The 11,909-nt window shown below is 56.0% G+C and carries 7 protein-coding genes and 5 pseudogenes; 5 read left to right on the top strand and 7 right to left on the bottom strand.

Annotated elements, in window-relative coordinates; all coding sequences use genetic code 11:
• Window positions 1-65: 65 nt before the first annotated feature.
• Window positions 66-358, bottom strand: a pseudogene (locus HMPREF3096_RS29720) (IS1-like element transposase); the annotation flags it as partial.
• Between the two features lie 2 nt (window positions 359-360).
• Here HMPREF3096_RS29720 and HMPREF3096_RS20890 point away from each other — a divergent pair.
• Window positions 361-597: pseudogene (locus HMPREF3096_RS20890) on the top strand (IS3 family transposase); the annotation flags it as partial.
• A 202-nt stretch (window positions 598-799) separates the two neighbouring features.
• On the opposite strand, the gene hutG reads toward HMPREF3096_RS20890, so the two are convergent.
• The 4 genes from hutG to hutU are packed head-to-tail and all read right to left on the bottom strand — an operon-like array spanning window position 800 to window position 5,942.
• Window positions 800-1,609: an N-formylglutamate deformylase gene (gene hutG / locus HMPREF3096_RS20885; RefSeq protein ID WP_004118865.1), complete on the bottom strand. Its 810-nt coding sequence runs from the start codon at window positions 1,607-1,609 to the stop codon at window positions 800-802.
• Window positions 1,602-2,810, bottom strand: a complete 1,209-nt coding sequence (gene hutI / locus HMPREF3096_RS20880; RefSeq protein ID WP_004118868.1) for an imidazolonepropionase — start codon at window positions 2,808-2,810, stop codon at window positions 1,602-1,604. Before hutI ends, hutG begins: the two co-directional genes overlap by 8 nt.
• Window positions 2,811-2,821: 11 nt before the next feature.
• Window positions 2,822-4,213 (bottom strand): purine-cytosine permease family protein, encoded by a 1,392-nt coding sequence (locus HMPREF3096_RS20875; RefSeq protein ID WP_004118873.1) that lies wholly within the window; start codon window positions 4,211-4,213, stop codon window positions 2,822-2,824.
• A gap of 52 nt (window positions 4,214-4,265) precedes the next feature.
• Window positions 4,266-5,942: a urocanate hydratase gene (hutU, locus tag HMPREF3096_RS31565; protein WP_004118875.1), complete on the bottom strand. Its 1,677-nt coding sequence runs from the start codon at window positions 5,940-5,942 to the stop codon at window positions 4,266-4,268.
• Between the two features lie 499 nt (window positions 5,943-6,441).
• Between hutU and HMPREF3096_RS31940 the strand changes: the two are divergent.
• The 3 pseudogenes from HMPREF3096_RS31940 to HMPREF3096_RS31935 form a co-directional block, all read left to right on the top strand.
• A pseudogene (locus HMPREF3096_RS31940) lies at window positions 6,442-7,447 on the top strand (ATP-binding cassette domain-containing protein).
• A gap of 32 nt (window positions 7,448-7,479) precedes the next feature.
• Window positions 7,480-8,089: pseudogene (locus tag HMPREF3096_RS31810) on the top strand (ABC transporter permease).
• 59 nt (window positions 8,090-8,148) lie between these two features.
• Window positions 8,149-8,658, top strand: a pseudogene (locus HMPREF3096_RS31935) (aromatic amino acid lyase); the annotation flags it as partial.
• 33 nt (window positions 8,659-8,691) lie between these two features.
• Here the strand turns inward: HMPREF3096_RS31935 and HMPREF3096_RS20855 are convergent.
• Together HMPREF3096_RS20855 and hutC are read right to left on the bottom strand one after the other, a co-directional pair.
• A complete protein-coding gene (locus tag HMPREF3096_RS20855; RefSeq protein ID WP_004118884.1) occupies window positions 8,692-9,249 on the bottom strand; it encodes a HutD/Ves family protein in 558 nt (185 codons plus the stop codon).
• Window positions 9,246-10,007 carry a histidine utilization repressor gene (gene hutC / locus HMPREF3096_RS20850; RefSeq protein WP_032413289.1) on the bottom strand — a complete coding sequence of 254 codons (762 nt, stop codon included), beginning with the start codon at window positions 10,005-10,007 and terminating at the stop codon, window positions 9,246-9,248. The genes HMPREF3096_RS20855 and hutC overlap by 4 nt, the downstream gene beginning before the upstream one ends.
• Window positions 10,008-10,105: 98 nt before the next feature.
• Here hutC and HMPREF3096_RS20845 point away from each other — a divergent pair, with 98 nt between their 5' ends.
• A complete protein-coding gene (locus HMPREF3096_RS20845; RefSeq protein WP_032414189.1) occupies window positions 10,106-11,473 on the top strand; it encodes a formimidoylglutamate deiminase in 1,368 nt (455 codons plus the stop codon).
• Window positions 11,474-11,909: the final 436 nt, after the last annotated feature.

Genomic DNA, 11,909 nt, shown 5'->3' with positions numbered 1-11,909 from the left:
ATTCAAGCCTATCTCTTATCTGGAGATACAGCCACTGTCTGGTGTTTAAAGGGGCTAACCCAGCATGATTTTGCGCCGAGGTAGCCCCATTGTTCGTCCATTTCCTCGCAGACAATGACGTCACTGCCCGGTTCTATGTGCGAGGTTACCTACTGCGGCCTGAGTTTTTTAAGTGCCGTAAAATCGTTTTGAAGCCAACGCTCATAATGCGTGCACTGGCGCGACATCCGTCGCCATTCCTGACTATATCAATAATTTTCTGGAGTGTACCGGGATGAGAGGCGGTGTAAGTGAACTTCAGTCGCCATGTTTTACAGCAGTTAGAGCAGAGATAGCGCTGATGTCCGGCAGTGTTTCTGACGGGCCAATAACCTGGCACCGAGCATGAGCCGGCGTGGCAACTGCTGGCATAATGCGGTGGCCGAATCGTTCTACAGTTCACTGAAAAAAGAACGTATCAGGAAGAGAATATACAAAACCCGGGACATGGCCCGGGCGGATATTTTCGATTACATTGAAGTGTTCTACAACCGTAACCGACGCCACAGCCACCTCGGTAGCGTCAGTCCGGAGGCCTTTGAACAGGCCTCGTCGTGAGGACAGGATTTTGTCTACAGGCGTGGGGTAAGTCCATTGGTTGATTATAACTGTCAAGCTGTATGGGTCAGTTCCTTCATGGGAGAATCCTGCTTCAGCATTAAGGCTAAGCGATCGTTGTGTCAGCACTTCCCTTCCTTATCGCTTTCGTCTATTTTGGTGTTTTCGTGTGATTGTGTCTTCGGCTTTTCAATATACGTGTTCACATTCCGGGCTTGCCGTACTCCTCTCGTCCCCACTGCAACGCAGTATTAATCAACCTCTCCAGCAGTTGTTGCGCCTGCAGCCCTTTCTCCGGAAGATAAGCAAAGCTCTCCTCATCCATATAGCAGCACTGGGCCATTTCTAGCTGAACTGCATGAATATGGTTGACGGGATCGCCATAGTGACGGGTGATATATCCGCCTTTAAAGCGGCCATTGAGTATCCGGCTATACTGCGGGAACGCACTGCAGCTTGCCAGCAGCGCCTGGCTGAGCTGCGTCGAACAGCTGGCGCCGTCCGCCGTACCAAAGTTCAGATCCGGCAGGCGCCCTTCAAACAAGCGCGGCACCACGGATTTGATCGAGTGCGCATCCCACAACAGCGCATAGCCAAATTTCTCACGCAGGCGTGCCAGTTCAGCGGCAAGCGCCTGGTGATAAGGCTGCCAGACCTGTTTTAGGATCGCGTCCTTCGCCGCCGCGTCAGGCGCACCGCCCGGCACGAACAGGGCTTCGCCGTCAAAAAAGATATCGGTAAACAGCCCGGTTGTCGCCGTGCTGTAAAGCGGTTTATCATCCGCCGGGCGATTGATATCCACCACATAGCGGGAATAGCGGGCGCATAACGTGCTGGCCCCCATGTCCGCGATGGTCTTATAGAGCAAGGGAACATGCCAGTCGGTATCTTCCAGACGCTTCGCCCTCGGCGTGAGTCCCTGGTCGACTTCGGGGGTTAATAACGTTCCCGGATGGGGCATACTGACCAGCAGGGGCAGGTTCCCCTGCCGCAAATCAAACGCCTTAATCACAATAAACCTCCTTACCTTGGTAAATCACCTGTTTCGAAAGGGAGCCTCCCAGCCAGTAGCTTAGCTCCGCCGGATGAGCGATATCCCACGCCACGAAGCTGGCCTCTTTTCCGGCTTCCAGAGAACCGCAAACTGTATCCAGCCCCAGCGCCTTCGCGCCGTTAAGCGTCACGCCAGCCAACGCCTCTTCCGGTGTCATGCGGAATAGCGTACAGGCCATATTCATCATCAGACGCAGGGACAACACCGGCGAGGTGCCGGGATTTAAATCGCTGGCGAGGGCAATCGGCACCCGGTACTGACGCAGCAGATCCAGCGGCGGTAGCTGTTTCTCACGCAGGAAGTAATAGGCGCCCGGCAGCAGCACCGCCACCGTCCCATGGCGTGCCATTACGGCGACATCTTCTTCGCACAAATATTCCAGATGATCCGCCGACAGCGCATGGTAGCGAGCGGCCAACGCCGCCCCATGCTGTAGCGTTAGCTGTTCAGCATGGAGCTTCACTGGCAGCCCCAGTTCCCGGGCCTTCTGAAAGACCCGCTCCACTTGCGAGGGCGAAAATGCCAGGTGTTCGCAGAACGCATCCACCGCATCCACCAGCCCTTCCTGATGCAGTTCCGGCAGCAGTCGTTCGCAAATATAGTCAATCCAGGCATCCGCCCGCTCCTGATACTCGACGGGCACCGCATGGGCCGCCAGGCAGGTACTGCGCACGGTCAGCGGCACTATGTCGCCTAAACGGCGGATCACCCGCAGCATTTTACGTTCGTTAGCCAGATCCAGGCCGTAACCGGATTTGATCTCCAGCGCCGTTACGCCGTCCCGGCACAGCTCCCGGATACGCTGCCGCGCGCTCTCCAGCAACTGGCTTTCGCTGGCCTGTCGAGTGGCGTTGACTGTACTGGCGATCCCACCGCCGCCGGCCGCGATCTCCGCATAGCTCGCCCCGTTGAGACGCATTTCAAATTCCCGGGCCCGGTCGCCGCCAAACACTGCGTGGCTATGACAATCCACCAGTCCCGGCGTGACCACCCTGCCCTGCAAATCCACCTGCTGCGCAACGGGCAAGTCCGGCATTTCTGCCCGGTTCCCGACCCATAACAGCACTGCGCCGTCGGTCAGCATCGCGCCATCGTTAAGCAACTGATAATGCCCTGCGGCCATGGTGGCGATCCGGCAGTGGTGCCAAAGGGTATACATGACGCTCTCCTTTAACGACTGATGGCGGCGACAGCCGCCGCGGACGGCGCTTTGCGCAGGACATAGTAGAGCCCCGCCGGAAGCGCCAGCCCAATGAGCCAGGAGATATCGATACCGCCCAGCATCTTCACGAATGGGCCGGAATAGAATCCACTATCAATAAACGGCGTCTGTACCGCCACTCCAACGAGATAAACCCCAAGCCCCGTCACATTCCACGCCCGATATTTCCCGTTCGGATCGTTCAGAGCCTCCATGTCTATCGCCTGATGGTTGAAGAAATAGTAATCCACCAGGTTAATCGCGCTCCACGGTGTAAAGAAAGTCAACAGGAACAACAGGAAGGATTTAAACGCCGACAGGAAAGAGTGTTGCCCGATAATCGCGATAGCGGTCGCCAGGGTAATAATCATCGCCAGCACCAGCAGACGTACCGACTGGCTTACGCGCACTCGCTGCTTCCCGCAGCTGTACACCGTCGCCAGGCACATCAGGCTGCCGTAGGCATTCAGGGTATTGATCGTCAGTTTACCAAACGCGATGCTCAGATATAACAGCGTGGCAATCGCGCCGGTGCCGCCCAGGCCGACGATATAGTCCACCTCATGACCGACCAGTTTTCCCTGAGAGAGAGCGGCAGCCAGCACCCCGACGGTCATGGCGATTTGCGCGCCAATCACCGAACCGCTCCCGACGGCGAAAAAGACCTTCCCGGGAGAGGTGCTGCGCGGCAGATAGCGGGAATAATCGGCAACATAGGGGCCAAAGGTGATCTGCCAGGAAGCCGCAAGGCCGGTGGCGGTTAAAAACGTACTCCAGCTAAAGGGTCGGATACTCAGCAGGTCGCCAATAGCCGGAAAGGCACTGATTTTCCACAGCAGGTAGATAAACGCGATAATCCCCACCAGGCTTGCCAGCTTACCCAACAGGTGGATCAACCGATAGCCGACGTAGGCGATAACCAGCGTGGCGGCAGCAAAAAGCAGAATGCCGCTGGTTTCCGTAGTATGGAAAACCGCTGAGATCGCCTGGCCGGACAGCACCGCCCCGGTGGCGATAAAGCCAAGGTACATCAGGCAGACCAGCAGAATCGGCAGGCAGGCGCCGTAGACGCCGAACTGTACCCGGCTGCTGATCATCTGTGGTATCCCCAGCTGCGGCCCTTGCGCGGCATGCAATGCCATCACAATCCCACCGGCAATCTGCCCCAGCATAAGACCGGCCAGCGACCAGAAAACATCCCCGCCGAATACAATAGTTAATGCGCCAGTGACCATGGCGGTAATTTGCAGGTTAGCCCCCAGCCACAGGGTGAACTGGCTAAAAATGCTACCGTGGCGTTCACCGTCAGGGATGGGTTCAATAGAACGTGTTTCGATGTATGTTGTGTTGTTATTATTCATGGCTGCACTCCGGTGAGGCGAAGGGGATACATTGCCCCCTTCGCCGGAGAAATTAATCCGCAATCATTGGCAGGTTAAGTCCTTGCTCTCTGGCGCATTCAATCGCGATGTCATAACCCGCATCCGCATGGCGCATCACACCGGTGGCCGGATCGTTGCTCAGCACCCGGGCAATACGTTCCGCCGCTGCATCGCTGCCGTCGCAGACAATGACGACGCCGGAGTGCTGGGAGAAGCCCATCCCTACGCCGCCGCCATGGTGCAGGGAAACCCAGGTCGCGCCACTGGCGGTATTCAGCAGCGCGTTCAGCAATGGCCAGTCGGATACCGCGTCGGAGCCGTCCTGCATCGCTTCCGTTTCGCGGTTAGGGCTGGCAACGGAGCCGGAGTCAAGATGATCGCGGCCGATCACGACTGGCGCCGACAGCTCGCCGCTGCGGACCATTTCGTTAAACGCCAGGCCCAGACGGGCGCGCTGCCCCAGGCCGACCCAGCAGATGCGGGCCGGCAGCCCCTGGAAGCTGATGCGCTCTCTGGCCATATCCAGCCAGTGGTGGAGGTGTTCGTCGTCGGGGATCAGCTCTTTAACTTTCGCGTCGGTGCGGTAGATATCCTGCGGATCGCCGGAAAGCGCCGCCCAGCGGAATGGGCCAATACCCCGGCAGAACAGCGGACGAATATAGGCGGGAACAAAGCCTGGGAAGTCAAAAGCGTTTTCCACCCCCATCTCTTTCGCCATCTGGCGGATGTTGTTGCCGTAATCGAAGGTGGGAATCTCCTGCTGCTGGAAGGCGAGCATGGCTTTAACGTGTTCGGCCATTGAGGCTTTCGCCGCGTGGATCGTCTCCACCGGGTGGGACTGCGCGCGAGCGCGGTAGTCTTCCCAGCTCATGCCCAGCGGCAGATAACCGTTGAGGGGATCGTGTGCGCTGGTCTGGTCGGTCACCATGTCCGGGCGCACGCCGCGTCTTACCAGCTCCGGTAAAATTTCCGCCGCGTTGCCATGCAGCGCGATGGATACCGCTTCTCCTTTTGCGGTATAGCGGGCAATGCGGGTCAGGGCGTCATCCAGGTCGCTCGCCTGCTCATCGACATAGCCGGTACGCAGACGGAAGTCGATACGCGACTGCTGGCATTCAATATTCAGCGAACAGGCTCCCGCCAGGGTTGCGGCCAGCGGCTGGGCGCCGCCCATCCCCCCCAGACCCGCAGTCAGCACCCAGCGTCCGCGCAGGCTACCGTTATAGTGCTGGCGCCCGGCTTCCACAAACGTTTCGTAAGTGCCCTGAACAATGCCCTGGCTGCCGATATAGATCCATGAGCCGGCTGTCATTTGCCCGTACATCGCCAGACCTTTTGCATCAAGCTCGTTGAAGTGCTCCCAGTTTGCCCAGTGCGGCACGAGGTTCGAGTTGGCGATCAGCACCCGCGGGGCATTGTCGTGGGTTTTGAAAACCCCCACCGGTTTACCGGACTGGATCAGCAGCGTTTCATCATCATTGAGCTGCTTCAGGGTCTCCACTATCTTGTCGTAGCATTCCCAGTTGCGGGCCGCCCGGCCAATACCGCCGTACACCACCAGCTCTTTTGGATTTTCGGCGACATCGGGATCCAGGTTGTTCATCAGCATGCGCAGTGGCGCCTCTGTGAACCAACTTTTTGCGTTCAGCTTAGTGCCTCGCGGGGCTCTGATTTCAATATCGCGAAAACGGGTTGCTTGTTTACTCATGCGCTTTACCTTCTTATCTGTAACCTGTCATATGCTACTTAATCGTAAATTTTATTTTTTACGGCTTAGTTGTGTATACATGATAAGCATATTGAATGCCAGGTTAGTAATGAATTTATAAAACCCATAAAATACAGTAAGCTAACATTAAATCAGAGAGACATCCTGCGCTATACCATCGTGAACACACTGTGGTGATGTGCCATTATGGTGCAAAAATACAGCTCTCTGCCTTATTTTTGTGCACCAAAACATCACAAAAAGATAACACCAGTGCATTTTCTATCTCGTCATGACTTCTTATCTCGCCATAAACGGCAGTACCCTATAACGGAAAAATACACTAATGAATTGTTTTAAATCACTAAATAACCATCTTATTGCGTATTTCACTGGTACTGACACAAGCGTTTTTGTTGTACATACAAGATTACCTATAGAAGAATTTTGTCGCGTGACTCCCCTGCACTCGGGAACACCACACACAACAATCAGACGCGTGAAGAAGATTACCTCCCAGAATGTGGCTGAGCACTACGACAATGGTTCGATCGAAGTAAATGGCCTTGGCCTGGTAGCACCGTGTGGAAATATTAGGGTATTTGTCGGCCCTTCGGGCTGTGGAAAACCACCTTGTTGCGGACAATTAACCGGTTACTGGAATCGTTATGCAGGATTTGGCCCGATAACGGTTCCAGTAACCGAGCAAATGGATATCGTGCAACTGCGCCACTAAAAGTAAAGCCAGAGCCGGGGGAATTACTGGAAGTCGTCGGTCTGGATCCGCAAATCGCCAAACCTTCCGCTGACAGCTTTCCAGAGGCCAGCAGCAGCGCGTGGGCGTTGCCCGCGCCCTGGCGGCAGACCCGGAGTTTATGTTGATGGACGAACCGTTCAGCGCGGTCGACCCGTTGGTCCGCGAACAGCTGCAGGAAGAGTTTTTGCGTATTCAGAAAGAGGTGAGCAAAACCATCATTATGGTCACTCACGATATTGATGAAGCCATGAAGCTCGGTGACCTGGTCGCGGTACTTAAACCTGGCGGCAAGCTGGCGCAGATGGCCTCTCCAGGCGAACTGCTCAATACGCCGCAAAACGCCTTTGTGTCGGACTTTATCGGCAAAGACAGAGGCTATCGCAAACTGAGTTTACACGCCGCCGACACAGAAACCGGGTTACGCAACTAGCCCTATGCCGAGCTGGACTGTTCCTTCGAGCAGGCCAAAGAGATGACCATCGACCGCTGGCTGCTGGTTACCCAAAACGGCAAAGCGTTTGGCTGGTTCGACACCCATCAGCCGGCAACAGCAATTACCCACGACAACATCAATCTGGGGGCGACGTTCCACCAGCAAGGGAGCCCGTTGCGCCATTTACTGGACGCTGCACTGAGCTCGCCCAACCACCGGGCCGTGATCGTCGATGAACGGCAAATCCCGCAGGGGACCATCCACCTCAATCAAGTACTCGACATGTGTAAATCCACGCGCCAGGAGGGAGCATGAGATTCGATTGGCTATGGGCGCAGAGCGATTAAATCTTCAACCTGTTTCTCTGGCACAGCTATCTCGCAATTGTGCAGGTAGTAATAGGGGTAATTCTGGCGCCCCCTGTAGCCTGGGGCATTCACCACCTGCCATCGGTCGAGTCGGCGATCGTTAACCTGTTTGGCATACTGTATACCATTCGGTCACTGGCGCTGTTTGTGCTGCTGCCCCCGCTGCTCCACACGCAGATTCTGGACCCCATTAATGTTGTTGTCGCACTTGCCATCGGCAGCTTTGCGCTACTGGTTTGCACCGTCTGCGACGGGCTGGACTCCGTATCGGCCGATACCCGTCAGTCCGCGGCAGCGCTCGGGTATAAACCCGCCCAGCAGTTTTTCCAGAACGACCCGCCGCTGGCCGTGCCGGTGATTCGTTACGGTCTGTGCGTTGCCGTGGTGTTTAAGGTCAGAATCGTTTCCGTCGCGGCATTAATTGGCACACCACAGCTCGGCTCGCTGTTTACCCTGGGGCTTCCTGCTGCAATTTCTGACTCCCATCATCGGTGGGATCGCGGACAGCATCATTCTGGCGCTGCTGCAGGATATGCTGGTGGTTTACGCCACTCGTCAACTCAGCAACTGGCAACCTCAGAGAGGATAATTATGCTTCAGAACTCGCTTAGTATACGCTGTATCCCCCAGATCCGCGGTGCGCCAACGGCGCTTGCCGTTGCGATTGCCCAGTTGAGCACCGCTTCCCAGCCCCGTTGCGACTAAATAACCAATACGCATCTCAGCGGGCTGCCGGCCTTTCTTATCTCGCCGGATTCGGGGTACTCCGGGATGATGATCCCACCCTACGTCGCCGCTGCGCTGGCGGGCGATAACCGCAGTCTGGCCGGCCCGGTCAGTATCCACACGGTGTCCACCTGCGCCGGTCAGGAAGATCATGTCAGCATGTGGAGGTTGCCGCCGCACGCATAGCGCTTCAGGCGGTAGAAACGCCGTGGACATCGTCGCCATCGAACTGCTGTGCGCCTGTCAGGCGCTGAAGTTCCATCGCCCGCTGCGTGCCGCCGTGGGCAGCGAGGCGACGCTGGAGAGAGTGCGTCAGGCGTGCCGTTTCGGGATAAAGATACGCTGCTCTACCCCGATATACATGCGCTACGCGCCCTGATTCATCAGGGCGAACTCAGCGCGATGCTGCAGGCATTGTGCGAAGAGGAGTGACAACAGGCGCCGCAGATGGAGCCTGCGGCGTGATTAAAGGGGAACCAGCGTGATGCGGGCCAGACGCACGCCCGGAGAGTCCTGGATAACCAGCGCCACCGCTTCATCCACCAGCAGGCTGTCGTAATGTTCCAGTAAATAGCGTTGGTCGCCGACGCTCACCCGCAACGCGGGCCCGGCATTAAACAATATCCGCAGTCCGCCCTGATACGACCACGTTCCCGCCCCGCACCAGCTCACCGTCGCCCGCAGAGCGGCTTCCCGGTAAATCACATTAAAATCCAGCAGCGGGCCGCCGACAATCTCACAGGATACGCCGCTCGCGCCGTTGAACCCCAGCGCCTGGAAAGGCGCAATCAATGCGCTGCGCTGCCCATCGATTGTCAGGTACATCCCGCCGCCTTCCAGCACGCTGATATTGCGCAGGTAGCCGGGAAATGTGGAGAACGGACCAGGCTGGCGAATGGTCGCCAGGGATATACGCCATTCATATTCTCCCGATTCCGGATAGCGGGCCACTTCGCGCGTCACGCCCAGGCCGTTTTTCCAGGGCATTTCCGTATACAACCCGGCAGGGAGCAGACGGATCATTTGCGCATGCTCCCTTCCAGACGGTAACGCGGACCGGGATAGACCAGGCGCACGCTGGTGACGATTTTCTTCTCCTGACGGCCGGTCCACGTCCGACGATTGACCAGCAGACAAGGCGTATGTTCATCAATTTCCAGGTAAACACACTCGGCCCGCGTGACGTTGACCGCTTCAATAACGTGTTCGCCTTCAACAATCGGCGCAATTGAGGAGAGATAGGCGTTCGGCGTGATACGTGTAAAATCCTGCTGCAGGTAGTCAGGCACAACCTGCATATTCACCAGTCGGTCTTCCAGCATAACCGGTACGCCATTTTCATAATGGCAAATCAGCGAATGGTACAGACCGCAACCCTGCTGCATGCCAAAGCTGAACGCCTGCTGGGCATCGGCTTCGATTTCCGTCAGTCTGAAAACTCTGGCGTGGTGGCGATGGCCACGGCTGACGATTTCGTCAGCGATATTGTTAATGTCCAGCAACGCCGACTGACCGCGAATTTCGGCGACAAAAGTACCGACCCCCTGCATTCGCACCAGCAAGCCCTCTGCGGTCAGTTCTCGCAACGCGCGGTTAATCGTCATCCTGCTATAACCAAACAGCGTAACCAGTTCGCTTTCAGAGGGAACACGGTAATTCGCGGGCCATGCCCCGCTGTGGATCTTGGTTTTGATCATGACCTTTACCCTTTCATAAAAGGGGGCGGGATGTTCAAGTATCTCATCCACGGAATCCGAATTTGACAAGTCATTACGCGCCATTAACCATTCCTCATATGCTGACGTTGTCAGTTTACTCTATGACCTGTTAGATGTATATATATGTACAAGTATATTAGCACTAATAATAAGGTGGTAAAATGGCAGTCTGGTTGGCAGAAAAAGCGCTTTTGTCTGATGGCTGGGCAAATAACGTCGGCATAACCGTGTCCGAAGAAGGCATCATAACCGCGCTGGAAAAGAACGCAGCGCCGAGTCCGCATGCGACGCGCATCAAAGGGGTCGTCGTGCCGGGTATGCCAAACCTGCACTCCCATGCCTTCCAGCGGGCGATGGCCGGGTTAACGGAGGTCGCGGGAAACCCGTCGGATAGCTTCTGGACCTGGCGGGATCTGATGTACAGGCTGGTAGATAAAATAACGCCAGAACAGCTGGAAACCATCGCCAGCTATCTGTACATCGAAATGCTCAAAGCCGGGTACACCTCGGTCGCCGAATTCCACTATCTGCATCACAGCAGCAGCGGCGCGCCTTATGAAGAGCGGACGGAATTAGCGCTGCGTATCGCCAGCGCGGCGAAACATACCGGCATCGGCCTGACGCTGCTGCCCGTCCTGTACAGTTACGCCGGGTTTGGCGCCCAGCCGCCCTCCGTTGGACAGCGCCGCTTTATCAACGATAGCGACAGCTATCTGACAATGTACGAGTCGCTCACATCGCGGCTGGCCGGCGAGCCAATGCAGCGTACCGGTCTGTGCTTCCACTCATTACGGGCCGTTACGCCGGAGCAGATTGGCGCCATTCTGGCCTGCCATCCTGGCCAGCAGCCGATTCATATTCATATTGCTGAACAGCAAAAAGAGGTGGATGACTGCCTGGCCTGGTCCGGCGAGCGCCCGGTGGAGTGGCTGTACAACCATCTCCCCGTGGATTCGCGCTGGTGCCTGATCCACGCCACTCATCTGACGCCTCAGGAAACGATGAAGATCGCCGCATCCGGTGCGGTGGCCGGCCTGTGCCTGACCACCGAAGCCAATCTCGGCGATGGCATATTCCCCGGCCCACAATATCTGGAGCATAACGGCGTCTGGGGAATTGGTTCCGACAGCCACATTAGCGTCAGCGTCAGCGAGGATTTACGCTGGTTCGAATACGGGCAGCGCCTGATAGCCCAGCGCCGCAACCGGCTCATCGTCCCAGGAGAGCCTCACGTCGGCAACGTTCTGTATCAAGGGGCGCTACGAGGCGGCGCCAGAGCGCTGGGCCAAAACATTGGCCAGCTAAGCGTAGGATATCGGGCCGATCTGGTCGTATTGGATAGCCAGAATCCCTTTATCGCCAGCGCAGAAGACCAGATGCTGCTCAACCGCTGGATCTTCGCCTGCTCATCTAATCCCATTACCGCGGTGATGACTGGCGGACGCTGGGTGATTGAGGATGGACATCACCATCAAGAAGAATCTGTCTCACAGGCATTTATTCAGGTAATGAAACATCTTGCAGTCTGAAATCGAACAAACCGGTTCAACGACGGTGAACCGGTTTTGTTTCTGAATGAAGTTTAAATAATTCAAATGATTTTACTAACGGGATTGTGTCGGTCATGATGCATCGCCCCTCTTGCTTGGCTTCACTCCTTGCAATTCAGGAGGTGAGTACCTTTTAATGCAGAATTATAAGTTACTGGTTATCTCATGAATCAATATGCTATTTAGTTATCAAAGTTGAATTTATATTGAAACAGTTCATAAAGTACAGACCTCCTGCCTTGGAAGCCGGCAGTTTTATTTGAGTACCAGTAATGATGCGGTTAATTTTCGGGTGAGTGATCGGCCCATAGACTGGGACTGGATAAAAACTCATACGCCGGACGCAGCTCTCAGTATTAGCTACTGCTCCTACCAACGTAATGCGGGTGATGCTGCCAACTTACTGATTTAGTGT

Source organism: Klebsiella sp. HMSC25G12 (assembly GCF_001807705.1).
In the GTDB taxonomy this organism is placed as follows: Bacteria; Pseudomonadota; Gammaproteobacteria; order Enterobacterales; family Enterobacteriaceae; genus Klebsiella; species Klebsiella variicola.
The sequence above is the reverse complement of the archived record's forward strand: the minus strand, read 5'-3'. Positions and strand labels throughout refer to the sequence as shown.

Coding starts and splice junctions, on each gene's coding strand:
- hutI (WP_004118868.1), bottom strand. CDS start 2,810: ATGTATACCCTTTGGCACCACTGCCGGATCGCCACCATGGCCGCAGGG.
- HMPREF3096_RS20875 (WP_004118873.1), bottom strand. CDS start 4,213: ATGAATAATAACAACACAACATACATCGAAACACGTTCTATTGAACCC.
- hutU (WP_004118875.1), bottom strand. CDS start 5,942: ATGAGTAAACAAGCAACCCGTTTTCGCGATATTGAAATCAGAGCCCCG.
- HMPREF3096_RS20855 (WP_004118884.1), bottom strand. CDS start 9,249: ATGATCCGTCTGCTCCCTGCCGGGTTGTATACGGAAATGCCCTGGAAA.
- hutC (WP_032413289.1), bottom strand. CDS start 10,007: ATGGCGCGTAATGACTTGTCAAATTCGGATTCCGTGGATGAGATACTT.
- HMPREF3096_RS20845 (WP_032414189.1), top strand. CDS start 10,106: ATGGCAGTCTGGTTGGCAGAAAAAGCGCTTTTGTCTGATGGCTGGGCA.